The following is a 26,350-nucleotide window of genomic DNA, read 5'->3' as shown; positions in this document are numbered from 1 at the left end:
CACCCGTGCGCCACTCTCACCATTCCTAGCAAGCTAAAAATGGATCCCGTTCGACTTGCATGTATTAGGCCTGCCGCTAGCGTTCATCCTGAGCCAGGATCAAACTCTCCATAGTAAAATGAAGTGTAAGATCAAGACTATTTATAAAAAATAGAATTGTCTTTATTTAAATAATTTCTGATTCTATGACTGACAGGTTGAGTTTTTTTAACTTTCGCTGTTTCTCAACACTACTCGTTACGTTACATGATCATTTCCTTAAAGAACTTTGTCCGCATCCGCATCGCGCTTCTGCTTTTATTACCGACATCCGGAGATGTGACTTGTCATTTTTTTTTCCGGCCTCCCCTGCGGCGGCCGCCCTTCGTTTCCGTTGGGACTGCAAAGGTAGGAATCTTTTTCTAACCTCCAAATTTTATTTTAAAATAATTTCCGGAGCACTTTTCCCTTTTTCAAAAAACTAAAGAACCTTCTCAGATTTTTTAACTTTTACCTTTGGATTTTTAATTTTCAAACCGTCCCTCCCTCGCGGAGTGGTGCAAAGATAGGAACTTTAAAACCATATTTCAAAATGATAAAATAACAATTCTTTAATACAAACCTTAAACCACTGAAAATGCGAACGATAAAAATAATAAAATACGCCTATGGGGGTAGTCATAGGCGTTCTTTCTGTTTATTACCATAAAAATCTATCTCCTCTTCACTTTTTGGAGCAAGCAACTTACGCTATAAGACACCAACGTACCTATTACAGCCAAAACTATGGTCTGCACCACATCTCCTATACTAAAAGAGCTGCAGATAGAGCACAACGTGCCTCCTAGTGTGCCTGTGCGAATTTCGTTTAGTTTCATTGTCTTGTTGTTATCTTGTGATCGAGTTATCTTGTTAACAAGACCAACTGTCACACCTTACCACTTTCCTTCATTAATACCCTCATGTTGGGCGGAACACCGCGGAGTTGAACTGACAGAACAGAGCTCATCGAAGATAAACATCGAGGAGCTATACCAAGAGAAACTATTTATTCACCCTCTTTTTAATCCATAGACCCATTCGACTCCTCTGCAATACGCTTCCTGATGAAACGGGACACTGCATCGTGACTATGCGCACTAGCCTTTTTCTTCGTCACTCTCGTTAACTTGGTCACTCGATAACTCGTTAACTTCCTTCCTAGTCACCGCCTCCAATATTCCCAGCCCCACAGCCACATATTTAATAATATTCAATGCCTTCCCTGGCAATCTGATCGGAGCCAGCAGCAACACCTGTACCGCCTGGCTTATTTTTTTGATTATTTTGTTCATATTTTTAATGTTATCGTGCCTGTCCCGATTTTTTATCGGGGTTATCATGTTAACCTGTTATCTTGAAAAACCAGATAACTCGTTCACTGGTTACTCGATACCAATTACTGCTTCCCCCCTACCTATCGCCTCTACCACCAACTGATACAACATCCTGTAAGCCTTAGTCGACTCATATACGGCATAATCGCCATCGTACAGCTTAAAGTATTCGCCGATCAGCAGGCACCCTTCGGTATCGGAAAAATAGTTGCCGATATGGATATAGACGTACTTAAAATTCGGGACATCCCTGATCTCGACCATACCGCGGTGCACCTCCGGGAACTTACGTTTGTAGCGTGCATTCATCGCCCCATAGGTATTCAACCCCAGCTTATAGCTACCGGCAGGTATCGCCGTCGATCCTTTTATCTTGACATCCCGTACCAGATCCTCCAATCCATAGCAAAAAAACTCCCCATCGATATAGATCTCAGATAGGGTACTGTTATTCCCCTGTTTGATGCGTTTAACTTCTATATGCATGACATTGCGTTTATTGATTTACACCTTGGCCTAGGAGGGTTACGCGTATAGAAAACAGTATTGTAAGTCCGTTTAAACAGATCGAAAAAGAGAAACGGCTCCGAGCTGTTTAGGACTTCAAGGTTGTTTTTAGCGTAACCATCCAAGCCTTGATCTTTTGGTCCTTTTCTATCAAGGGAAAAGGACTAGGCCTTGCGGCTATGAGCTACCTTACCAACAACCTTGCTGTATTGCTCCAGTCGCCGGCACCTTTGCTGTTGACAGCACGCACGCGCACTTCATAATAATGTCCCGGCTCTAAGGGAGCAATGATATTATTTCGTGAAGAGGTCGTGGTGATACGGTCGCTCCATGGTTCTTCAGGAGTCCCAACTCTGCGATAGCAGTACTCATAAACCCGCACTCTAGGCTGTTTCACAAAATTCAACCGAGCCTGTCCTGACTGGTTCGTATCCGACAGCCGCACATCCTGTACTGCAAAAGGAGCCAGCGATGTCGTAGCCGGTGCATTGGTTGGGAAACCCGAGCTCAACAGCACCGATAGCTTCCCATCCGCCACCGAGTTGACATAATACCCCAGTTTCTGTAAAATAGATACCAGTGCAGGGATACTTTCATCCTTTATCGCTGTATCCTCTGGCGATCCACGCTTGCGTGCTGCAGCCAGTTTTGTCGAAAAATCATCCAACAGATCCTGTACATCTTCCAGAGCAGGTGTTGGCGTAGGAAAATTTGCATTTCCCGTCATAGCAGCCAGAATTGTTGTTGCCGCCATCAATAGTTGATCATCCAGCATACCACCAAATCCGATCAGTGCTTTCATTTTTGTAGCCATTCCAGTCGATTTGTGATCGGGTTATCTTGTTATCCAGTCATCATGTCAAGCTAATAGTTACTTCACCTGATGACTGTTTAGCTCATTCCCAGATCGATTCATACTTATACCACGTTCATTTTCCTCGCGAGATTACTTTGAACACCACAAACATAGCATCACAAAACACCCTAAATGAAAGCGTTAGCGTGTATTAGCGCATAATAAATCTTAGGCACGCAATTGTTATAACCTGCGCTAATTCGCGCTAATCAAAATTCTAGGAATACACCCCGGAACACATTAAAATGAAGAAAACAGACGCAGACTGTATTCAGTACACACCGTACTGAATACAGTAGCGCCCCTACAGCATGCAGTAGCACACGTACCGTGTACAGTACAGCACACATCAACTACAGTACGGCGCGTACTGTGATCAGTACGGAACCTACTGCAATGAGTACGCAGCGTATAGCCCACAGTACATCAGGTACTGCTTACAGTAGCTGATGTACTGTAAGCAGTATGCCGTCTACTGTAAACAGTAAAGCAGCTACTGATCACAGTAAGCGAGTTACCGTAGTCAGTAGCTCGCTTACTGTATACGGTACGGGACGTACTGAGTCCAGTACCGTAGCTACTGATCTCAGTAGGTATGCTATTTTAGGTAGAACCTATAGACCCCACGTCCGATCGCTACATAGTAAATGCGATCTGCGCGCTATTGATGCCCCTTCCTGGTCTTCAGAAGTTGCTTTGCCAGATCCCGTGCAAAAAAGTATTCTGTCTTGCCCAACTTCATCGGGTCGAGCTTCTCATCTGCTACGTAATTGCGAAAGGTCGCATCCGATATGCACAGCTTTTTCATCACATCCTGCTTGAACAGCAACGGCTGGTCCAATAACGACAGTAGATCACGGTCGAGGATCTCACACATCTTGAGCATCAGGTCTTCCATAATACCGAAGCGCCGCTGCAGCAGCTCCATCAGCTGCCCCTGCTTCTGAAGGATAGCCTGCTGAACTAAAAAAGTTTCATACTGCTTTTCTGATAGATCATTGCTTCTGGCGATCTCTATAACCAGTTGCTGGAGTATATTTTCCATGATGACATAAGGACATGCACAGTCAAAGTCCGGCCATAGCTACTATGCGGTACAACAAAATTTAAGTTTTTATAAGATTTATAATCAGTTGAGATCACTCTCTATCATCCATAATCCACATGCTTTACCCACAGACACCCTACCCCCCATGACTACATAACCCCGTAAGATCAAAATAGTTTGGAGTTAGCACCAGTAGTGACAACAATTACCGAATTAAGTGATACAAATCATTTTTAAGATCACAGCTATTTAGTAACTTAGACCTGCTATTCAGCATAGCCAGTTAGTTGCCGATCCCTCTATATTATTAGCTCATTCCCGATTATATTATCCAATATACACCCTATGGTCAGGTATTTCAGGACATTACCCCCCAGTCGGTCACGACACCGCCATTATCACTATCTATTGGCGGTATGTTTCCTGATGCACCATCCATTCGCCAACCGTGCCCTTACCTTCGATGTCACCGGGGCATAGGTAAGCAATAATCCCCCTCTGCCCTTTTTCATTTTCTATCATCATTATCCGATACGGAACCGAAAGTCCGCCGTATGATTCCCTTATATATAGCATATAATTATTTAAAACACTGAATATGAACCATTATGTTAAAATCTTTTATATTCCGGTTAAAGCAGATATCTCGGTTTGAACAACCGCTCCAGGATTATCTGCCTCCCCTTGAGGGCTCCGAGACGGGCTACTATGATGAGCCGCACATACAGCTCATCGAAGAGTATGTGGACTACCGTCAGGTATTGATCTACAGGCTGCAGGCCGTTGTACTAGAGCCCTGCGAGATACAGATCGAGTGCTGCCGCTCGGATTATCACCTGCTGTACCCCGTGGAGGCGGACGCAGATATCCGTATAAGGCGCGATAGCCCGCATGCTTCGGAGATTACACTGACCCAGGGTATGGCCACCTATGCCCATATCCCCAAGGCCGAACTTCATATCACCCTACAGCCCGGTACCTATACCATCCATGGGCTACTGATCGATATCGGGATGATCCGACAAGAGATATTCCGTGATGACCATTTTCTGATGCAGTTCCGCCTGCGGCGGCAGCAGAACAAAAAGCTCCTCTATCAGAGCGCCCAATGGCCTATAGCCGAAAAGACACTCTTACAGATACAGCATATCGAGAATTTTCTATTTCCTCATCATAAAGATAAAGAGGGCCGAGCTGTGGAGCTGGTGTATACCTTATTCGACATTGCCGAATACAAGCAGTTTGAACAGTACGAAAAGCTACAGGAAGGCGAGATTTTGGCCGGACGCATAAAACAATACATCGAAGATCAGGTCAATAAAAAATTCAGCATCCGAGACATTAGTCACCCCCCAAACAAGCAAAATCTAAGCTATCAACAACTGGCCCGTATATTTAAGAAATACAATAAAAAGACCATGATCCAATACCGAGATGAATTATTATTAGCCAAAGCCAAGATACTATTGCTCCAATACGATGTCTCGAATGTCGCTTACTTCTGTGGTTTTAATCAAATCAGTGCCTTTTCGGACTTTTTCTTTAGCCAGACCAATATTCGCCCCAGCGTATACAAATGTTCAAATCTATGAAATCAAGATGTTCAAATCTATGAAATCCATCTGAAAAACCCGTCCTATCTTTGATTTATGGTGGGGAGATACGAGACGCAAGGTAACAGTTAAATAGAAATAAAGATGTTGATCAGGGAACAGAAAATGAAAAGACAGCTACTAGCAGCAAAAATTTGCATGGTCTGCCTTCTAACGCTGATAATAACAATCCATTTTCTCAGACCCCGCGAAACGTATGGCTGTATCATTCAATGGGTCGATACCGCCAACAATAAAGTGTCACTCCGGATAGAGGGTTTATGCCGAGATAATAGTAAGGATAACCATCGAAACATGTGGTATGAAACTACATTTTACAACATAGAAGTAGAAACCGTTGAATAAACGAATAAAATACAATAAGACATGAAAATTGAAAACATTAAAAGAAAATTTGCCCTCTATACGGGACTGGGCTAACCCTCCTGAAAAAGTCAGGACTGGCAGGCCCCCAATTCGAAGAGTTTGTACACCGACCAACAGACGGATACATCTTGATTAATAATTTTTTAGATCATCATAAACATAAAGAGATGAAAACTATAAAGAATAAAATAACAGCAATTATTATAATGGGCGCTTTCGCTTTAGGAACATTCTTCTATGTTCAGGCGAATAACAACAGAGAACTTCTAAACACAGAGGTAGATAGCTTAGTAAAACCAATGGAAAAACCGGTTCTAGTGGAAGAGGTGTACTGGTTTGAACTCAATGAGACAATTAGTTCAAGTCCATCAGACCAAACCTTTAAAACAGGAGCTCCGATGCCGGGTGACCCTCCTACAACGGGCAATACCGAATGCGCACAAAGTGGCAACGCTGGCGATTATTGTGGGGTAGCATTAAGGTTTACAGGTTCGGGGGCCAACCCGATAGATACCGACCTTTCGGGCTACACCAATCTACAGGATGTTTTGGATAATCATCCGAATGCTGTAATTATAGTGACTGATGATCCTGGCGTTGATTCTGATCAAGACGGTTATTCGCAGAAACCTCTTTAAGTATCAGCAGGCTATTGGAGTAAGTATAGGAGGGTATTACCCCTCCTGTACTTTTGCTGTCATCGTTCATTTTGCGTATACCCTCCATTACGAATAGCATCAGGCGGTATAGGCCAGGCAAATCTTGGGCTATTGGGTTCCAATTTATAGATCTCTTCTCCTATTTTTCGAACTAGAGTTCGTTGAAAACGACCTTCCTTATTCAAACGGCGGACATCCTCCCAATGAGTCCCACGAAAATACAATTCCCGCTTACGCTCGTCCAGGATAAAATGCAACAGTTCTTCCTGGTCATTGGTTTCAAAGGGTATGTACACATCCTTATGTATTCGCTTACTTCGTAAGCTATTTAGATAAAATTTCGATTCCTCAAGTTTTCCAATTCGTATTAGCGCTTCCGCTAGGTTTAAATAGACCTCGTCCCGCGCCAGACCCGAAAACCATCCACCTTCACGACCGGAATAGGTTCCTTTAAATACTACAGATCCACCAGAAAGCGTAAAAAACAGCTTTTTACGTAAATCCCCGTCCTTATATAAATCCAGAAATTCTTCCGATACATTCATCCGCGCCTGTTGATAAACATACATGGACACAATACTATTATAAAATAAAATTTCTGAATTACCATAACCCCACAAAGGAAATGCGACCGCAGCATCTGTATCTAAGTCCGCATAATCCAATAGTGTACCATCAATCTGCAGACAAGCCTCCGCGTGTTTGGCAGCTAATTTATAATTCCCTTGTTGCATATAGATACGGGTCAGCAAAGCATGCACAGCTTGCTGTGTGGGCTCGATCATCGTCACGTGAACACGTTTTGGCGGAAGTAATTCCAGAGCTTCCAACAAATCGGAAACCATAACCCCATAAGTTTCTGCTACAGTAGCTCGCTGTATATTTAGGGTCGGATCAGCCGTCTTTCGCAATGGTAAGCCCAGCTTTTTTGCAGCTGTCTGCGGATCATAGACCTCGCAATACACCTGTGCTAAATTGTAGTAATTGTTTGCCCGAATAAACAGAGCAGCGCCTTTGATTTCCTTAAAACGCTCCTGTTGATCAGCAGCGACCGAGAGTTTTTCCAATCCATCCAATACCACGTAACAGCGTAAAATGGCTTCATAAGCCTCCGACCAATCGGTACGGAGTTCGGCCCCTGTATAGATTTCCTTTTCCCATGTATAGGCCTGCTTTTGAAATAGATTAGGGGCTTGTGTGGGTAATGATGAATAAATTGCATCCTTCAGATAGTATTCATCCGACCCGATAAAGTTTAAAGTCACGGGACCACTCCTTCCTAACACATTTTCATTGTCCAGTAGCATTCCATAATCCTCCAAAGTCACGGGTACAATGGTCTGTTTACTGGGTTTGACATCTAGAAAGCCCGAGCTACAAGCTTGTAGAAATAGTACAATCAATACTAAAAATATCTTATTCATCTTTCAAATCTTTATAAGTTTACACGTAACCCTAGGTAAAACTGTCTTCCTGCAGGATAGGTTGTATTGGGGTATTCGGGATGCAATCCGACCTTATTCTTTTTCCACATAATCCCCACATTCTGTAAACTGGTCGATAATTCCAGCCCCTTTACCCCTAGCCTATTCATCCAATTTCCTCCAAAAGCATAGGAAAGGTTAATATCTCGCAGCGCTATTTGATCCAATGGCGTAATTAAAGCTTCGGAAAAAACATATGCATCTTTTATCGAAGAATCATATTTAGATGGTGTCGCAGGCACGCTGGTGCTTAACTCATCACCTGGCTTCTTCCAGCGTTTATAATAATCCATATGGTAGTCAATATGCCCCTGTATCTCATGTTCCCGCCCCGGCACATAGGACTTGCGACGGGTGAAGTAATCAAATTTAAATAATATGAGTGTACTCGCTTGAAATCCTTTGTAACGCACTCCCAAACGATAGGAACCATAAAAAGGAGCTATCTTTACACCGGACCGGATTAAATCTTCAAATGTAAAACTGTCAATATAGGTTTTCGCATCCTCCGTCATCGAGCCATCAGGCAATTGCATTATCGGGAGACCGTTCTCTGGATTTAAGCCATACCAGGGGTAGCTGAATAATACATCCCGTGACTCCCCTTTGGTAAAATAGTTATACATCATATAATAGGATGTAAAATCCAAAGGAGCACTGTTCACCTTCGTCACTTTATTTGTTGTATAATTTAAAAGCATGTAATTATTGATATTCAGTTTGCCGACCTTGAAACTGTTTTGCAAGCTTACATCCACTCCTTGATTATGCATATTGGCATAGTTCATCATAAAACCAGCAGATACACCAATGGTAGGATCAATGGCTATAGAGTTTAATAAATGCTTTGCCTGCTTGCTATAATATTCGATAGAACCCGAGAAAAGCCCATGCCGTAGCGACCAGTCAATTCCGGCATTGAAGGTATTTACCTGCTCCCAGCGCAGACTCGGATTTCCGGGTGTATTTAATTCGGCAAATGGCACCCCCGATGTCGTGCTTGAACGCTTTGTGATCACAGGCAAGTGTCCCTGTGATTTATCAATATTGCCGGCGCTACCATAGCTTAGCCGAAGTTTAAGTAGGTCCAGCGCTTCTGAATTGTAAAAGCCGGCCTTATGCATATTCCAGGCAATACCTGTAGACCAGAGCGCCACTCCACGGGCATTGGTTTTCACCCCGAGCAGATTACTTCCGTCCCACCGCAAGCTACCGTTGAGTACATACTGTTCTTGCCAGGACAAACCAAAATTGCTGAATAGACTTAAGTCTCTCTGTACCGTAGGACTAATACCCGGATAGTTTAAGGGGATAGGTGTTTTTCTATTCATGGGTCGGGTAATGTAGGCGGTCCGTCCAAAACTGTAGTATTCTGTTCCCTGTTCCGTTTCGGGATCATAGCCATATAGATTCACGGCCCCCATCCCACTAGCTACCTGATCGGCTCCTTCAAATCCGGCCAGCGCATCCAAACGCAGATTTCTTGCCCAGACTTTCGAATAGTCCGCCTGGAAGCGTAAGGAATGGGACCGGGTCCCTCTAGGAAACTCTGTACTTAGCACCCCTCCTTCGGGGATTATTTTGCTCATATCGGCTTGGGTATACTTATTGACCAGATCACGCGCATAATAGCTCTTCGCTGAGTAATATAGCTCCCGTGCTTGTTGATGGCGGCTGTAATAATAGGTAGTCCGTAGCTTGATACCGATCGGGGTCTGGTAATTAGCCGTAAAACCTAGGGTTGTAATGTTCGTGTTATTATCAAATCTGGTTTCCTTCGGCTCGTCTAAAGGCCTGTACATCCAATCCAGTAGACCTAAGGATCGGGCCTGTTCCTGGTAGCTGTAACGCAATTCAGAAAAAGCAATAGGTACGGCAAGGCTATTCCTGGCTACATCGATCAATGGCAGATAGATGTTGGAGTTTTCCAGTGCTGCCCGATTAAAAGAATTGGTACGTGCATTTTGTGCATTATACCGTACTATTCCCTCCAGCTCCATCCCCTTAAATAACCTCAGCCCCATATTCAGAGCCAGGTTGCGCCGGCTGGAATGCTGACCGATAATATTGGCCTGTTGCTTATCGTAGCCGGCTGATAGACTGTAGCGTAAGTTATTCTCCCCTCCCCGTAGCCCAAGACTATACTGCTGCTGCACTGCAGGCCGGTACAGATATTCGCTGGCATCCGCACGGATATCACTGTTTAAGTACAGCTGTTTGGTAGCTTCGAACTCCTCTTCCGTTATCTTACCATCCCTTTTCTTGATCAAGAGTTCCACGTAAACAGGCATACGGGTTATATTGGTTTCGGGATAAGCTTTCTTATCAAACAGGGCTTCCTGGAATTCCATTACCGTTTCCGGAAGAAGTACCGATTGGCTGTAGAATAAATCAGGCTTAGCCGTTACCCGTAGGGTACTGTTAAAAGTAGCGTCCAGTTTACCTTGGTAGCTCCCTTTCTTCATATTAATGACAAGTACCCCATTTCCTGCCCGTGCTCCCCAGATAGAGGCTGCCGAAGCGTCTTTCAGAATAGTCACCGACTCCACTTCATTGGGATCGATACTCCGCAGATCCCCATCAAATGGGAAATCGTCCACAATGACCAGTGGCCTGGCATCGGACACCAAGGTCGAAGAGCCACGGACCCGTAAGGTAGGATTACCATTAATGTCTTCGCCTGTCAGATTCCCCCGGTCAAACTGTAAACCATTGGTAATACCTTCCAAGCGGTCCAATAGATTGGTCGAACTGCTACGATTGAGCAACTTATTATCGATATGGACGAAACTACCTGAAAGGCGTTCTTTCGGAGCAGAAAAATAACCGGTACTCACTACATCGACCGTTTCAATAGAGCCTTCACGCGCTGATAGGTAAACAATCTGCTTTTGTGATGCTGAAATAATGTAGGCCTTTTCATGAAAGCCGATATGTTTAATCTTTAGCTGCTGCCCAACCAGTGTTTTATCGAAAACAACTATCCCCTGACTATTAGACTGTCTTTCTTTTATAACAGAAGAAGACGCTGTGGCACCCACAATAGGAAGAGAATCTTGAACGGATAAGAGCTGGAGCTGTATATTTTGCTGTCCATAGCCAAAAAACACCGAAAACAACATACTTAGCAATATTCCGTAATTTAGTAGTCGTCTCATTGAGCATGCTCCTTTCTAACTTCTTTGGACAACCTAATCTTATCACGCTCAGGCATAAAAGTTATTGTCAGGTCTTCCCATTTACCCTGCTCGATACGATCTAAGTTTTCAACTGTCAATGTTCGTCCGTCTGGAGCTCCCCACAGGTTACCGTCTTTAATCATAAGTATCCCTAGCTTTTCTTTATAACGAGCTAGCATCCGATTAGCTAAATAGGAAAAGTCAAATAAAGAGGTCACTCCAAATTTAGACCGCTCAATAAATGCTTCTAAACGCTCTTCGGATTCCATCACACAGAGCGAAATGAACTGAACATTCTTGTAGCCTTTATTGCGCGTAATACTATCTAACTTCAATACAGATTCTATACAGGGGCCGCACCATGTAGGCCAGAAGTCAATGATCAGAACCTTACTATCTCCACGAAAATCGGCCAGACAAACGGAGTCACGACCTAGGGTATCCAAGTAAATAGGCATTTTATAATTCCAGAATACTTCAGGAATAGTGTCTCCTATATACAAAGGCGTTATACTTCCTTCCTCGGGCTGTACGTATTTGACAGACCTTACGGCCTCCTGCCCTTGAGCAGGAGTAACCGAAAGCCAACTAAACAACACACAGAATATTAAAGCTATAAGCTTTAGGCTGTAAGCTACAAGCCCTCCCATTGCGTCACCTCGATTGGAGCACAGCGGAACAGAGAGGTCTACACGCCTACAAGGCAATTTCATCTTTACGATTATCAGGCGACTAGAAAGGTCTTTGTCACTCTGTAACTGTGTTACTTTGTCATCCGCCAGTAGTCGGACACGGCTCTGGCCAACGGCCATACCTCTCCCACCCCTTAAAAAATTGTTCATTTTTCGGTTATTTTTGATGTGACCTAATATTATCCCGTCCCCCTGAGCGGAACGCAGAGGAGTCTAACGGGTCTAAAAACTATACAGCCTTTAGCCAAGCCACACGGTTAATAAAATAATGTTGAAAGGCAGACGAGGATTATTGGGTTATTTCATAAGGGTCTAATAATTGGTGACGCCTCATCTGCGCATGAATAAAAACCGACTTGCTTACTTATAGAAAATCTATATTATTTTGATTCGTATCCTTGGAAGACATTGATATTATCCTTACTTTTAGATTGCTTAAGTCCATATATGTGGAAAACACGTCTGTCCTGTACCGGATTCATATCTGTACAAGTCGGAAAAACCAAAAGAGAAATACTGATTATTGACCATTCAGGCCCTTAATACGTATTAGATTATAGACTATGGTCTATATACCCCTTTATTGGTTTTAATATCGTATTGCACTATTCGGGCGGACAGCATTTGTTCTTTATCAGTACGCGTAGCGCTGGGTAGCAACCTCGACCTTTGGTCGTGTGCTGTACATTGGCAATGGAAGACTCTTGTGTCGTCATAGTTTATAAAATTTGGTTACACATTTAAGAGTCTCGCTGAGGAAAAATAGAGCTAATAAAAAGGATAGGCTTCTACCTTCCCCCGCCTAGTTGGCACCAGCAAGGGCCGACACGGGTTCCAGTAGAAGCCTATCCCATAGATTGTACAAAGATATACAAAATTGGGAATATGCTCCTAAGGGCCTCGCGTCTTTTAAAATTGCTGGTTTCACTAGACGAGACTCAATCAGCGAACTGATTGTTAGACAAATATACAAACACTTTTTGAAAAACCAAAACTATATTTTAAAATGTGCTGGAAAAATAATTTAGCTGACTACTTAAAAGATAAGATTAAGAAAGATGAAATAAGCTCTATCGAAATACATGCTAGAACAGGCATTCCTGCGTCAACAATTAGCAACATTCTCTCTAAAAATCATAACAGATTTTTATGCACACAATTTATATTACTAAAATTATTGTTCAAAGAGAATCATCAGGAATTTCTTAATAAAATATTTGGCGAAACATATTTTCACAATGTTAAACAAGTAGAGAAAGGTAGTAGCCTAACTTCACTGGGCATCTACTTCACAAATAACTATCATTATGAAGTTTTCCCCAAGAAAAAACTGGTAGAAGCTACAGGCCTTACCTCAAAACGTTTAGATGATATTTTTAGTACTGATGACCGAAAGATTAAAATTGATGAAATAACAAAGTTAGAGATAGCTAGTGGTAAAGAAATCGGTTTCTTCTGTGACATGTTCTTTTCAGACATAAAGCTGAATTCAGATGATGAGTATGAGGTACTCCTACAAAAACAGCGAGACATAAACAAAGGAGCAAACTCCAGAAGAAAACCAAAAGAGGTTAAAAAGTAAGGTCAATTATAAACTAAAAGACTAAGCAACGATGGAATCTATAGTCTCAGATATAATCAACATTATAGAAAACGGTCGTCAAAAAGCCTATCATGTGATCAACATCTCTATGGTTGAATCATACTGGCTGATAGGTCAAAGGATTGTAGAAGACGAACAACAAGGCAAATCAAAGGCTGGTTATGGCGATTCTCTTCTAAAGATTCTATCTAAAGGATTGTCCAAAAAATTCGGAAGCGGATTCTCTCCCGCTAACCTGCGGAACTTCAGACAGTTTTACTTAACGTACCCCGATATTCAAAAATGCTACGCACTGCGTAGCAAATTGAGCTGGACGCATCATCGCACAATAATGCGCGTGGAAAACGAACGTGCCAGAGAATATTATATTCGCGAAGCAGAAGAACAAAACTGGAGTACCAGAAGCCTGGAGCGAAATATAAATTCTTTATATTATGAAAGATTGCTTTCTTCAAAGGATAAAAAGATAGGGCTACAGAGCAGTATAGAACAGGAGAAAAATTTATTACGTGAGCAAGGTGTCATGTATGGAAAGGAGGACTAAATGATGCTCAGAGCAGGCTCTTCTACTGTGGTCGGCTAAAAGTAACCATTCCGCGATAAACGACAATTTTAAGGATCCGTATTTTTTAGATTTCCTGGGTCTTCAAAATACTTACCTTAAAAAAGACCTTGAAACTGCTATACTCCGTGAACTTGAAGCCTTTATCTTGGAGTTAGATACACAACATACTTCTTGATGCCAGAGAGCGACTAGAGAGCAATAAACTTATCGATGGTTAAAATCTCGCGATTTATTCGAAAGTAAGTTTAACCAAAACTCCTACATCATCGGAGCTGATAAAACAGCAATAGCCATCGAAATCATCACTTCTCCCCTCTCAACACTTTAATCACCTCGCCATTGTACATCAGCGTATATTTGGCCTTAATCACATTGGCTTCGGCAACGTTATAATCTAACAAAGCCTTATTATACTCCATCGCAGTAGTCACACCGATATCATAACGCTCCTTCATAGCGCCATAATTTTTCTCCTGGGCAGCATACTGCACCTGTAACACCTGATACTCCTTCGCCGATTTGTAATACTCCTGTATAGCCAAGGTCAATACCTTCTCTCGCTCTACCTTTGTCTTATTTAGTTCGGACTGCTTATTTTCCAGATCAAGCTTCAGTCGGTTGATATTATTCTTGGTCTTGAAGGCATCGAATACTGGGACACTCAGTGATAGACCGAAATTGAGATTTCTATTCTGGTTGAGCTGATTAAAAAAGGGCATATAGATTCCTGTCAGATAGTCCTTTCGCTCGGACGAATAATTCGTACCGTATCCGCCCGAAAAACTGACCGTGGGATAGTAAGGCCCCTTGGCATAGCTAAGATTAAGCTCCGATTGTTTTAAAGATAGTTCGGCCAGTTGTATTGTAGGATCGTCTAGTACACCGGTCTGTCCCTGTGGTGACAATACTGTATTAGTTAACTTGAGATTAGGGCTTTCTATAGAGACAGAATCAGTAAGAGGCAATCCAAGTAACTGCTTTAAAGCGACCAGACTATTAGTATAAGAAGTCATATTCACAATACCGGTCAATTCGCTACTGGCCACCTGGCTCTCCGCTTGTGCTACATCGACGAGCGTATTGGTCTCTAATTGAAACTTGGTCTGTTCCTGATTTAACTGCTCTTGCGCAAACTGCAACTGCTTAAGACTCGTCTCGTGCAGCGACTTATTGGCTGCTGCCTCAAAGTACTTGGACAATAATTCCAGTTTGAGGGATTGTTCCAGTCGATTCTTCTGTACCTCTTTACTTTCCAGTCCTATCAGTGACTGTTTGAGCTTATTTTTCAAAGCAAATCCCTGAAACAATGTCGCTCGGGTACTGATATTCGCATTCGCGGAATTAGACCATTTATTGCCTGTGATGAGCTGTCCTGCTACCTGGTCAAAAGCGAGACCTAGGTTATAGCTATGGCCTGCACCAAAAGAAAGCGTAGGGATATAAGCATTCTTGGCATCCTTGACATCGACCTCAGCCAAGAGGATATTGATATTGGCCTGACGGATATCTTCATTCTGCGACTGCAGCAGCTCCAAACACTGATCCAAGGTCAGCTTGGTCTGGGCTTGGGTAAACGAAAATGTAATAAGTATTAAAAACGTCAGAAAAAAGATGCGCATAATATTAATCTCTACCAATATTTATAATTTTTAGAAATTCCTGTTTATAGGTTGGACCTAATAACAAGTGACGATCAGTGGCTTTCAATTTAATCGTTTTTCCATCCAATATTTCAAAATAATCCATATGGATAATGTGTGATTTATGAATCCGAGGGAATCGCTCTGAGGGTAATAACTTCTGTACCTCTTGTAACCTAAAGGGTACAATTATCTGTTCTGTCATTGTATATATAACCGAATAATTTTGTGCTGCTTGGATATATTTTATGTCTTCATAGGCTAACTTAACATATTTCTGTCGGTCTAATTTCAGACACAGAGATCTGGGTTCCTTTTCAACGTCTTCAGAAACCTTTTTATTCCTCTCTATCTTTTCGGATACTTTATTAATGGCTAAACAAAAACGCTCAAAAGAAAAAGGTTTGAGTAGATAATCAACGACACCGTATCGATAAGAATCCAATGCAAAATCTGAGTATGCGGTAACCAAAACAACATTCTTGAGATCATAAGCCTTTAAGAAATCAAGACCCGAAAATCGCGGCATTTCTATATCCAAAAATACCAGATCTATAGCTTCTCCATTTGCTTCGATATAAGCTACTGCTGCTGTCGGGTCAGTAAATGTGGATCTAACATCCAGATCAGCGACTCTCCCACAATAATGTTTTGTGACATCAATAGCGTGCTGCTCGTCATCAATTATAATACAGTTGATCATCATTCATAAATTTTTAGGTGTACAGTATGATATATGCCATCGTCATGGTAATCCAATATATGACTATTTTTATAAAACTGTTCTAAGGTGTTTTTTATATAACGCTTTCCGATAGAAAACTTAGTTTGATTATTTACAGATTCAACGTTCCGAATCTTATTCTTCAAAGATATTTCCAACAGCTGTGCAGATTGCTCTACTTGTAATATGATAGGGTACTCAGGATTATCATACACACCATACTTCATCGCATTCTCAAAGAATGTCAATAGAATTAAAACTGGGATTTTTCTATTACAATCTGTACCCTCTTGTGTGATATCAAAATAAAACTCCCCATTAAAGCGCAGTCGGTGCAATTCGCACAACTTCCTTATTTGGTCTATTTCTTCATCTATAGATACGCGGTGTCCCCTTGCATTGTCCCGGAGGGAATGTCTCAATATCTCGGACAGCAGCAATACAGCTTTATCAATATCCGGATCATTTGATAGAATAGCTTTGGAATGAATAAAATTGAGAACATTGAATAAAAAATGTGGATTAATCTGTGCATTCAACACCGCATACCTTGTCTGCAACAATTCACGCTTTAGCTTCTCTTCTTCGAGTTCTTTTTGAACAATTTGCTTATTTAGCTCACCCTGCCTTCGGAAAAACCAAGCCAATGCAGCATATATCCCATACCGGGAAAACACATCTAAACTACTAACTCCGAAAAACTTAATATTAGCGACAATTGGACTTTTGAAATTGATATATTCTACCATTAACAATACACAGCACCGTTTTAATACTAAGCACAGTAACACGGTTAATACTATACGCCCGAAAACCTTTATCCAATTTACAGGATTTGGTTTTGCCGGGAAAACTCTAAAAAAAAGAACGTAAAAAAATGAAGTCCCCCAAAAGGCATTAAACAGAAATTCTATAAGCAAATTCTTGTTGTGTATAAAACCTGAAGAAGAAAGAGAAAAAAGCAATAATTCTATACACCAATAGATCGTCCAGATAAATAGGTGTTTCAAAATCATTTTCTTTCGATTTTTTTTCAACTTTCTACTTTTCATGTACTATGGATAGCCTTTGGTGTAATTTAGTTAATTACTTGCCATAATAATCAAATATTTGAGGGTTTACAAAAAAGAAGAAAAAATATGAAAAAAATTTCATTAAAAACCCTCAACCTGAAAGAAATTGAACAATTATCCCGTGAGCAGTTAAAAGACGTGATAGGTGGATGGGTATCCTCAACTTCTGGGACAACCACTACAGAAGATTGTTCAGCAAGCTGTCAGAATCAAGGGGATAGCTGTAGAAACGCAGATTGTAAAGAAGGCTCTTGTGGATACCGTAATGGCACCTTAATCTGTGTGGCAAGCTAACCCACATGATTTGACGTAAGTTTAACTTCAATAAAACTCACGTCAAAAACACCTCTTCATGTAACGAGGGGACATGTTGGTGTATTTTAGACCACTACTAAAAAATAATCTTCCTAAATTAAGGAACAGCAGTTTCATACTGTTTAAATAACCACTTAATAAAAATAAATTCATGGGAATATTAAATATTATTGCAGACAGAAAACAAAGTGACCTATATAACACTTGTAGGTTTCTTCTCGAGAAGGCCGGGGCCAGATATACAAAGAAAGGTTTATTAACCACCCTGAGCGCCAATGTTGAATATCCATCCATGTTATCACTTAAAGACTCACTCTTCGAATACGGGGTACAATCCGCTGCTATTAAAAAAGGAGATCACAAATACAATGAATTTGAAACACCATTTATCTGCTCCATCCAAAAAGAGGACTGGCCTAAGACCGCATTTACTGTAGTGACTAAATCTGATGAAGAAAACATTGAATTCCTTGATCCAATTACAGGCAAACTTACAATACTATCCTCTCAAGAGTTTGAAAAAATAGACAAAAACATAGTTCTCCTGTTGGATACTTCCACTACCAAAGAGGAGACAAACTTCTTGGAGAACAGAAAAAAAGAAAGAACGGAGCAGCTTGTTAAAAGAACACCGCTATATTTATTAATTATAACATTATTACTAGCATTAGGGAACATCTTAATCCAACCGATAGGAGCTTCATCATGGTATAGTATCACGTTTATACTAACATCCTTTGTTGGACTTCTTACTTCTTCTCTTTTAATCTGGCACGAAATAGATGCACATAATCCATTTATTAAAGAGGTCTGTGGAGGATCGAACAAAAAACTAAATTGTAATGCAGTGCTTTCTTCTTCTAAGTCTTCGCTATTTGGAATAAGCTGGTCGGTCTGGGGATTCACATTCTTTGCCACTTTTTTTTCAACGCAGATTTTCTTTCCCGTTCATGAAAATTTTATATTACTCTGGTCGGGCATTTCAATACTGGTGGCTCCGTACATTGTATTTTCGATGTACTACCAATGGAAAGTTGTCAAACAATGGTGCCCCCTGTGTCTCGTAATTCAGTGTGTACTCGCTATTAACGTTATAGCTGCGATCAGCTATCTATTTTTAGATATCCAAAGGATGGTTACATTCGAGTTTTACAATTTCTTCACAATTCTTTTCATTGGTCTATCTTTCCTGATTCTGTCCTATACAGCCATCCCTGTTCTTAAAAACGCAAGCGATAGTAAAAACTATAAAAAAAAATGGGAAAAGCTGCGTTATAATCCTGAAATATTTAATGCACTTTTAGAAAAATCTGAGAGGGTTAATTTTCCTGTGGCGGATTTGGGAATCCTGATCGGCAATCCCCAAGCTACAAATGAAATTATCAAGGTGTGCAATCCCTATTGTGGACCTTGCTCGAAAGCCCATCCCGAACTGGAACATATCATAAAGTCAAACCCCGATGTACGGATACGGATTATTTTTACCGCTACAGGAGAGGAAGATGATATCAGAACCCCACCGGTAGCGCATCTATTTGCTATCCAACAAAAGCTGGGACATGAAACAGCACATAGCGCATTGGATGACTGGTATATGGCTCCAAGTAAGGACTATGAAACATTTGCAAAAAAATATCCGATGAATGGTGAATTAAAGCTACAAACCGAAAAGATACATGCAATGTGGGATTGGTGCAAGAATATGAAAATCAGAGCCACACCAACTTTATATATTAACGGCAGAGAGCTTCCTGACAGTTACAGAATCGCCGAACTAAAGAATTTTTTCTAGAAAAATTCGATAGAATTCTCTCTGTCCATAAAGACGAATTCTACCAAAAAAAATGCCCGAGCCAGTTCGAAATGTACTCGGGCAAAGAGAGCTCACAATTACTCTCTATTTATTAACCAAGCAATCCGAAGTGAGCGGAGAGCAGAAATAATAAACAAATCTAATCAAAAGGAATTGTCTTAGACAATCCATAAGGCTAGAAAAACATTAGAAACTTATGAAAAAAATTTCATTAAAAAACCTTAACCTGAAAGAAGTAGAACAATTGTCAAGACAGCAACTGAAAAACGTATTTGGTGGTTTCAGTGGAGGTACGGATCCCTCTTACAGTGATGAAGGAGAACCTCCGATCTACGAGGATGATTGCGTAATGTGTGAAACCCTAGATAGCGCTAATATGAAATCTTGCTGGTACGTCGCTTCACCAGGAGGAGGGGAAGCATTATGTGAAAGAGTGTATCCAAACAGGAATGTAGCAGTATATTTCACAAACTGTGCTGCAAATAATTGCACGATGAATTAGAATTAAAAAAGGGAGGCGACAAAAAAAATGCCTCCTTTTTATAACGGCAAAATTATGTTAAAAACATTTTACTTAATTTCTATTGTGCTTGTCTCAAACATCACAATGGGTTTCTCGCAGAAAGTAACCATTCTAGGAAAAATCTCCCCTAGTCTGCCAAAGAATAAAAAAGCGTACATTATAACTAGCAATTACATCAAACTAATTAATATGGATGCTAATAATGAAACGTTTTCACATAGTATGGCGATAAAGGACGATTATACCCTTGGTAGGCTCGTTTTGTCTGAAAACATAATGACAAATATGAAACAATACCAAAATGCAATAATTGCAAAAAAGATTAATATCACTACAGAGGTTTTTGAATTTATGATTGATACAAATTCAATCTCGCTCAACTTAGATATTACTAGCAATTCACTGCGTCAAACTGGAGGAAAGATGAGCTCACAGTTCCAAGAAGATAGAGCACTTAACGTAGAATACTTAAGACTCCATCGCGAGAAAAAAATGTTACTCTCAGAGCTCAATTTCTGGAGGATGAAAGAAAAGAACAACCTGATCCTTAAACATATAGAATCCCCTTATTCTGTAGTTTTATTTAGGGAGTTGCTCATGGTTTATGACGACAGAATGATTAATTCTGTAAAAAGCACATTACATGCACTGACAACATTTCATAATACAGATGAAATAAATCGATTAAGAACCCGATTAGATCAATTCATACGAGATAACGAAAAAAAAGATTCTATTCCAATGCCCCCTTTCGAACTCATATCAACATTTGATCAACGTCGAGTATCGAATATATTGGACGAATATGATAGTGTCCTCCTCATTATTGATTGGTGGGCAACTTGGTGTGCACCTTGTATTGCACAACATCCCGAATACTTCGCCTTAAGCAAAAGATTTGAAGCTGATAAGAGGATTAATTTTATTAGTATATCGGTCGATAAAAGGAATGAAGACGTAATTAGATATTTAAAAAAAAGTCCTCTCCCTATTGACAGTTATTGGATGACTTCGGCCTTTACTGAAAATTTAAATTATTTAAACAAAAGCATTGGTATTTACTCTATCCCTAAATATATGATTATTGATGTTAAACAAAAGTTGATTATCAGAATAGAAAATCTTAAGAACTTGGAAACTGCAATTCAAAAGCATTTAAATAATTAAATAAGTTCATTTTTTCTAACATATATCTTCATGTTGTAAAAGACCTCCTTCATGTAATTTGATACATTAACTGAATAGAATCTCTTTAACTTAATGTAATTAATCATTGCTAGAATGAATATCTCTTATTATTTAAAAATAAATTCATGGGAATATTGAAAGTATTCAATATTAAATCCATACTGGCCAATTTAACTTTCGACAAAAAATGGAAATCTTTTATACTAAATGAGAATACTTAAGAAACAATTCTACAGGTTTTAAACCAATAGTCAAAAATGAGCCCAAAATCTATGAATGTATGATATATATATCCGCACAACCCGACAAGATCTATTTCATCTGGCAACTAGAGATACTGTTACGAAACTTAAACAAACTAGGTATCCATCAGAATGACATTCAGGTTCTAGTCGCCTATAATAAAGATTTGGGTCTCAATCCTTATTTTCAAAAATTCATTGACTCTCATCTTCATTTAGCAACATTCTATGCGTACGAAGATCAACGCGAACGACCAAAATACACCTCCTCTATTCGCCCCAATATACTAAAACAACATTTTTATAAATATCCGGAACTGTCATCAAAAACATTAATGTACCACGACTCAGATATCCTTTTTTCTAGAATACCACATATAGATGAAGTTGAGGAAAATGACATCTGTTATGTATCTGACACCCGAAACTATCTTGACGTAAACTATATAAGAAACACTTCATCAGAAAATCTTTTGGATGATATGCTCTATATAGTAGGCCTTGGCAAGGACAAGCTTTTGAAAGAGAACCAACATACGGGTGGTGCGCAATATATTCTGAAAGGAATAACAGCCGATTTTTGGGAGAAAGTAGAAAACGATGCGGAACGACTCTTTGTTGTTATGAAGGATTATAATACAAAGCTTTGGCAAGAAAGTTACTCTACTACTAAGGAGTATAAGAGTAAAAAAAGAGGTATACAGGCCTGGTGTGCTGATATGTGGGCTGTACTCTGGAATCTTTGGCTGCACGAAAAAAAAGTAGAGATCCATCCGGAGATGAACTTTTCATGGCCTTACAGCCCTATCGAGGAATGGAACGAAAAGTCAATACAGCATTATTCTGGAAATATTAAAGAAAAGGAAAAACATTTTAAAAAGACAGAATACCTCAATTATATGCCTTGGTATGATGAAGCTTTACATTCTATTCCCAATACAAATTGTAGCTATAAAATAGTGAAGTTAATACAAGCTAGAAAAAAACAATTGGACAATAATAGGCCTTTCTTTTTAAACAGCTGTGTTGTATTTGATGGCAGAGGTATTGGAGAAGAACAGTTAGAAAATTTTAAACTCATCAAAGCATATATTCTAAAACACCTAGCTATAAAACTCTTTTTGCTAACAAATGACCAGTCACAGACCAAAGAAAACATGAGGGTCAATATTCAACAATTGTTATCTATATTGGACAGGGACTATGAACAAGTACTTTGGATACCCTTCAGATACACCCCTGATATAAAAGATATTCAGGATATATTGGAAAGTAATATTAGTAAAGATCTCTCCTTCTATCTGAAAGAGATATACAAAGTAGATCTGTTATTTACGGAAGTCTTTTCAAAAGTATTGGATATGGAGTTACTGCATGTAAATAGAGGTAAATTTAACTCAACAATACCATTACCCCAAATCTCTATACATCTCTTTTGCTTACCTAAAGACACGGAAAAGCAAAAAATAAAGTTAGCCGACATAATGAACAGAATCGATAGTGGGGATATTGGAGAAATCGGTGCTCTTCCTATTGCTTATAGCTTTTTATCATAATACGATCCATGAAACAAAAACACAACACGCTAGACATGCTTTACACCTACGTTTCGACAAACTTCAAAGATATACAGGATAAAATATTGGAAGATTGGGCCTCAGAAGTAATAGAAAATGGTAATCATAGTTTTGAAAAAGGGCTGTTGGGCTTGGGATGGTTAATTGCTTTTCTAGTAGAAAACGATTACATAAAAGGAGATGCTGACGAGATACTAGAAGATATAGATGACACCCTATACAAATTGACAATAGGTGAAGTATTAAACCCAAAGACAGAAATTGAACAATTACTTTGTTATGTAACATATTATCAGCAACGGTTACAATATAAGTCGAAAGCGCACTTCTACAGACGGTTTAGTCATTTTGAGTGTATGAAACTATTACTCAAAAAACTCAATAATTTTCTACTAGAAACCCGTGAGAAGACGTCGGTTTCCCTTATTAGGGATCAGATCAACATTGTGTTAAAATACAGTTTCCTTGTCAAGACTTGTGTAAATGAAAAATTGGTAGAAGAAGCCTTTTATCCAGCTGTAGAGGCGTTACTCAATTTTTTTAGGCAACAGGAAGAATTGAAGGGTGCTGAGGAAGATCTCGCTAAACTATACCTCTGCGTACAGCAGTACGATAACCCCTATTGGATTGATAGTATTGAAGCAATCTGTACTAATGCCGAAGATTATCCTCTTAAACACAATGAGATTATACCATTCTGTTGGACAAATATCTGTATCTGTTTTCCGAATAGAATCCTCTCCTTAGATAAGCAAGTTTCATTATCCAAAGCAGAAAGATATACCCTATATCTTTACCTTACCAATATCAAACAAGTTCATTAACAAAAAAACTGATATGCTACCTACATTTATCCTACAGAAAGATATTTCTATCGATCTGAGTAGAATAACCAGCAAATTGAACATTAATCCTAATAATTATAAGCCAAAAGACACACTGTTTACAGGACTGAAGTTTGCTATAGAATGGGCAATAAACCATGACGAAGATGTCATCTACTGTATCTGTGGAAAGAATGCACTAACGACATTTGACATTAAGACATTAGAAAAGGTAATCTATGATGCCGTACCCGAAGGAATAAATCTAATTTATATCGATGCACAATACAAACAAAGTATCATAATAAATAAGGACTGTAAAATCATAGAAGGCATAGAAGAAGCTTCTTCCTTTATTCTGGCACAACCTGCTTACAGATTTGTGCTGGCCGTTTTGGAGGGACGTGAAGAATTTCCCGATATGGATTGGTTGGCATTCCTTAGGATTATTGCTCCGCATTCCTTTGCCATCGGGGAAGAATGTCACTCGTTTGCAAAGGACAGGATAAAATTTCATATCGTATCTCCCTTTCGGAATGTAGCAGCGTATATCCAGGATTATCTTCCTTCTGTAAACAAACAAATTTATTCCGACTTTCATATCTATCTGATTGACGACTGTTCGACCGACGGCAGTTCGGTGCTTATTGACAAAGCGCCAAATATCACCAAAATCATCAACGCGAAGCGTAAATATGCCCTACAAAATATACTGGATGTATTATTAAAGCAACATATAGGAGATGAAGACATAATCTGCCTGTTGGATGCCGATGACAGACTACCCCATAAATATGTATTGAGCATACTACATAGTTTATATCAGAACAGATTAATACTACTTACATATGGCTCTATGCAACATCTGAATGGACATAGAAGGTTCGGAAACTCATACACTGAAGAAGAATTCGAAAATCTAAGAAAAAGTCCTTGGAAAAGCTCCCACATGAGGACTTTTAGATACAGTCTTTTCAAGGAATTGATACGGCAAGATCCTAATCTTTACAATTTAAGAGATGCAGAGGGTCAAATACTACGCATGCCCTACGACATGGCCTTGTTATTTCCGTTAATGGAATTGGCCGGATATGAGCACACAAAATTTATTAATACCATCATGTACGAATACCGCTTGCACGAAAACAATGATCAGTACGCAAACAGAGATGAACAATATGCAGGAGAAAAAGAAATACGGAGTAAAAGATCTTTGAAAAAGTTTTCTTTTAATCCTTCAACCTAATGACTAGGATTAATATACAACAATGAAAAAGAAAAATTTGATAGTGGTAGGGAACAAGCCGCCGACCAAACATAAATTGGATTTATCTAAAAAAATAGACTCATTCGACTATGTAGTGAGAATAAATAAGATGAATTATTATGGTGAAACAGGTACTAAGATTGATGGATATTTTTTGGAAGCAAACTCTGATTTTAAATATTTTCATAAGGGTGGGCCTTATAAAGAATTAATTAAACATGCAAACCAAATATTCATGCGACAGTATTGGTACGACAACTTTCAGGACTGGGCAGATTTTCTATTACCAGCTCAGTATACATCTGTTGAGATTATTAATGAAAGCTATGCGATGAAAGATACGGGTTTCGAACGGTTAACGTCGGTGATAAAGTTAATCGGATACTTAGTGAATTCTCACTGGAGCGAGTTGTATACAATTCATTTTACCGGGTTGGATTTGGAATGGCGCGATTTTATTATCGACCATAATATCGGCTTCGAATATCACTGCGGTGCAGGAAAACTTGAAAAAAAATATTTGAAACAACTGATTAAAAAAGAGAAAATTATCCAAATAAAAGAATAGACATGATTCCAGTATTAATTCCAATTAAAGAAATCAGCGAAAGATGCCCTCAAAAAAATGAGTACTTACTTAAGTATACCTTAGAATACCTAGAAAAAACAAATCGGTTGAATGCTACTTGGGTAATTTCTGATTCAGAGAAGTTACTCTCTTTAGCACAAAAAAGAGGAGCAAAAGTTTTCAAAGAGACGGTAGTCATTGGGCAAAACGAAAAACATGCATGTTGGAAATTTCTGCAAAATTCATTTTTTGAAAGAATTTTTATCTGTCCCGTTACGCAACCCTTTCGAGATTTTTCTTTATTAAAAAAGACCGAAGACTTATACGACAGGGAGAAAGTGAATATCGATTTTGTCACATCGGTAACTTTGGTACCTGATAGGGAGCAATTTTATGTGAATATAGATAAAAGCGAATGTTCGTTTAAGTTGACAAAAGAAAATCGGCTAGGAGCAACTTGCATGAATACATACATGATAGACGGGGCTCTTTATCTAATAAATTCTAATTTTTTAGAAGAATGTGTTAACTCAGAACATTGCACTAATCATTTTTGGAACGGCCGTTTTGCGGGAGCAATAAACAATGCTCCTTTTATTGACATAGATACTGAAGATGACCTGAACAAATTTAAATATCTTGAGAAATATTTTGAAAAGATCTAAACGG

Annotated in this window: 25 protein-coding genes and 1 rRNA gene; 14 read left to right on the top strand and 12 right to left on the bottom strand. The window is 39.6% G+C overall.

Features of this window, described 5'->3' with window-relative positions; genetic code table 11:
* A 16S ribosomal RNA gene (locus JKG61_RS05625) occupies positions 1–115 on the bottom strand; the annotation flags it as partial.
* A 532-nt stretch (positions 116–647) separates the two neighbouring features.
* On the opposite strand from JKG61_RS05625, the gene JKG61_RS05620 reads away from it, so the two are divergent.
* Positions 648–827, top strand: coding sequence for a hypothetical protein (locus JKG61_RS05620; RefSeq protein ID WP_202101990.1), 180 nt, complete (start codon positions 648–650; stop codon positions 825–827).
* Between the two features lie 291 nt (positions 828–1,118).
* On the opposite strand, the gene JKG61_RS05615 is transcribed toward JKG61_RS05620, so the two are convergent.
* From JKG61_RS05615 to JKG61_RS05595, 5 genes are all read right to left on the bottom strand, one after another.
* Entirely contained in the window at positions 1,119–1,313 is a 195-nt protein-coding gene (locus tag JKG61_RS05615; RefSeq protein ID WP_202101989.1) for a hypothetical protein, read from the bottom strand.
* A gap of 90 nt (positions 1,314–1,403) precedes the next feature.
* Positions 1,404–1,841: a DUF5675 family protein gene (locus JKG61_RS05610; protein WP_202101988.1), complete on the bottom strand. Its 438-nt coding sequence runs from the start codon at positions 1,839–1,841 to the stop codon at positions 1,404–1,406.
* Between the two features lie 205 nt (positions 1,842–2,046).
* Positions 2,047–2,307, bottom strand: a complete 261-nt coding sequence (locus JKG61_RS23260; protein ID WP_394371072.1) for a fibronectin type III domain-containing protein — start codon at positions 2,305–2,307, stop codon at positions 2,047–2,049.
* 1,072 nt (positions 2,308–3,379) lie between these two features.
* The gene (locus tag JKG61_RS05600; RefSeq protein WP_202101848.1) at positions 3,380–3,763 is read right to left on the bottom strand and encodes a hypothetical protein; all 384 of its coding nucleotides are present in this window, start codon (positions 3,761–3,763) and stop codon (positions 3,380–3,382) included.
* A gap of 408 nt (positions 3,764–4,171) precedes the next feature.
* On the bottom strand, positions 4,172–4,342 hold the full coding sequence (locus JKG61_RS05595; RefSeq protein WP_202101986.1) for a hypothetical protein: 171 nt from the start codon (positions 4,340–4,342) through the stop codon (positions 4,172–4,174).
* Between the two features lie 32 nt (positions 4,343–4,374).
* Between JKG61_RS05595 and JKG61_RS05590 the strand changes: the two genes are divergently transcribed.
* Positions 4,375–5,358 carry a helix-turn-helix domain-containing protein gene (locus JKG61_RS05590; protein WP_202101985.1) on the top strand — a complete coding sequence of 328 codons (984 nt, stop codon included), beginning with the start codon at positions 4,375–4,377 and terminating at the stop codon, positions 5,356–5,358.
* 554 nt (positions 5,359–5,912) lie between these two features.
* A complete protein-coding gene (locus tag JKG61_RS05585; RefSeq protein WP_202101984.1) occupies positions 5,913–6,383 on the top strand; it encodes a hypothetical protein in 471 nt (156 codons plus the stop codon).
* 59 nt (positions 6,384–6,442) lie between these two features.
* On the opposite strand, the gene JKG61_RS05580 is transcribed toward JKG61_RS05585, so the two are convergent.
* The 3 genes from JKG61_RS05580 to JKG61_RS05570 are packed head-to-tail and all read right to left on the bottom strand — an operon-like array spanning position 6,443 to position 11,909.
* Positions 6,443–7,828 (bottom strand): RagB/SusD family nutrient uptake outer membrane protein, encoded by a 1,386-nt coding sequence (locus JKG61_RS05580; RefSeq protein WP_202101983.1) that lies wholly within the window; start codon positions 7,826–7,828, stop codon positions 6,443–6,445.
* A gap of 11 nt (positions 7,829–7,839) precedes the next feature.
* Positions 7,840–11,046: a SusC/RagA family TonB-linked outer membrane protein gene (locus tag JKG61_RS05575; protein WP_202101982.1), complete on the bottom strand. Its 3,207-nt coding sequence runs from the start codon at positions 11,044–11,046 to the stop codon at positions 7,840–7,842.
* On the bottom strand, positions 11,043–11,909 hold the full coding sequence (locus tag JKG61_RS05570; RefSeq protein ID WP_202101981.1) for a TlpA family protein disulfide reductase: 867 nt from the start codon (positions 11,907–11,909) through the stop codon (positions 11,043–11,045). Before JKG61_RS05570 ends, JKG61_RS05575 begins: the two co-directional genes overlap by 4 nt.
* A gap of 856 nt (positions 11,910–12,765) precedes the next feature.
* Between JKG61_RS05570 and JKG61_RS05565 the strand changes: the two genes are divergently transcribed.
* Positions 12,766–13,341 carry a hypothetical protein gene (locus JKG61_RS05565; protein WP_202101980.1) on the top strand — a complete coding sequence of 192 codons (576 nt, stop codon included), beginning with the start codon at positions 12,766–12,768 and terminating at the stop codon, positions 13,339–13,341.
* 31 nt (positions 13,342–13,372) lie between these two features.
* Positions 13,373–13,906 (top strand): DUF1016 N-terminal domain-containing protein, encoded by a 534-nt coding sequence (locus JKG61_RS05560; protein ID WP_202101979.1) that lies wholly within the window; start codon positions 13,373–13,375, stop codon positions 13,904–13,906.
* A gap of 323 nt (positions 13,907–14,229) precedes the next feature.
* Here JKG61_RS05560 and JKG61_RS05550 read toward each other — a convergent pair whose 3' ends face one another.
* Genes JKG61_RS05550 through JKG61_RS05540 form a run of 3 tightly spaced genes read right to left on the bottom strand, consistent with a single transcriptional unit; the run spans position 14,230 to position 17,040 of the window.
* Complete coding sequence (locus JKG61_RS05550) at positions 14,230–15,546, bottom strand: TolC family protein (RefSeq protein ID WP_202101978.1); 1,317 nt, start codon at positions 15,544–15,546, stop codon at positions 14,230–14,232.
* A 4-nt stretch (positions 15,547–15,550) separates the two neighbouring features.
* Positions 15,551–16,273, bottom strand: a complete 723-nt coding sequence (locus tag JKG61_RS05545) for a LytR/AlgR family response regulator transcription factor (RefSeq protein WP_202101977.1) — start codon at positions 16,271–16,273, stop codon at positions 15,551–15,553.
* Positions 16,270–17,040, bottom strand: coding sequence for a sensor histidine kinase (locus tag JKG61_RS05540; RefSeq protein ID WP_202101976.1), 771 nt, complete (start codon positions 17,038–17,040; stop codon positions 16,270–16,272). Before JKG61_RS05540 ends, JKG61_RS05545 begins: the two co-directional genes overlap by 4 nt.
* A gap of 390 nt (positions 17,041–17,430) precedes the next feature.
* Here JKG61_RS05540 and JKG61_RS05535 point away from each other — a divergent pair, with 390 nt between their 5' ends.
* The 9 genes from JKG61_RS05535 (at position 17,431) to JKG61_RS05495 (ending at position 26,346) form a co-directional block, all read left to right on the top strand.
* On the top strand, positions 17,431–17,658 hold the full coding sequence (locus tag JKG61_RS05535) for a hypothetical protein (protein WP_202101975.1): 228 nt from the start codon (positions 17,431–17,433) through the stop codon (positions 17,656–17,658).
* A 172-nt stretch (positions 17,659–17,830) separates the two neighbouring features.
* The gene (locus JKG61_RS05530) at positions 17,831–19,471 is read left to right on the top strand and encodes a vitamin K epoxide reductase family protein (protein ID WP_202101974.1); all 1,641 of its coding nucleotides are present in this window, start codon (positions 17,831–17,833) and stop codon (positions 19,469–19,471) included.
* A gap of 217 nt (positions 19,472–19,688) precedes the next feature.
* Positions 19,689–19,994: a hypothetical protein gene (locus JKG61_RS05525; protein WP_202101973.1), complete on the top strand. Its 306-nt coding sequence runs from the start codon at positions 19,689–19,691 to the stop codon at positions 19,992–19,994.
* Positions 19,995–20,204: 210 nt separating this feature from the next.
* Positions 20,205–21,182 carry a TlpA family protein disulfide reductase gene (locus JKG61_RS05520; protein WP_202101972.1) on the top strand — a complete coding sequence of 326 codons (978 nt, stop codon included), beginning with the start codon at positions 20,205–20,207 and terminating at the stop codon, positions 21,180–21,182.
* 301 nt (positions 21,183–21,483) lie between these two features.
* On the top strand, positions 21,484–23,001 hold the full coding sequence (locus JKG61_RS05515) for a hypothetical protein (protein ID WP_202101971.1): 1,518 nt from the start codon (positions 21,484–21,486) through the stop codon (positions 22,999–23,001).
* Between the two features lie 8 nt (positions 23,002–23,009).
* Positions 23,010–23,846 carry a hypothetical protein gene (locus tag JKG61_RS05510; protein ID WP_202101970.1) on the top strand — a complete coding sequence of 279 codons (837 nt, stop codon included), beginning with the start codon at positions 23,010–23,012 and terminating at the stop codon, positions 23,844–23,846.
* Between the two features lie 13 nt (positions 23,847–23,859).
* Positions 23,860–25,092 (top strand): glycosyltransferase family 2 protein, encoded by a 1,233-nt coding sequence (locus tag JKG61_RS05505; RefSeq protein WP_202101969.1) that lies wholly within the window; start codon positions 23,860–23,862, stop codon positions 25,090–25,092.
* Positions 25,093–25,114: 22 nt separating this feature from the next.
* A complete protein-coding gene (locus JKG61_RS05500; RefSeq protein WP_202101968.1) occupies positions 25,115–25,681 on the top strand; it encodes a hypothetical protein in 567 nt (188 codons plus the stop codon).
* Between the two features lie 2 nt (positions 25,682–25,683).
* Positions 25,684–26,346, top strand: coding sequence for a glycosyltransferase family protein (locus tag JKG61_RS05495; RefSeq protein WP_202101967.1), 663 nt, complete (start codon positions 25,684–25,686; stop codon positions 26,344–26,346).
* The last annotated feature ends 4 nt before the right edge of the window (positions 26,347–26,350 follow it).

The organism is Sphingobacterium faecale, assembly GCF_016746095.1.
In the GTDB taxonomy this organism is placed as follows: Bacteria; Bacteroidota; Bacteroidia; order Sphingobacteriales; family Sphingobacteriaceae; genus Sphingobacterium; species Sphingobacterium faecale.
This window is presented reverse-complemented; position numbering and strand designations above follow the sequence as displayed.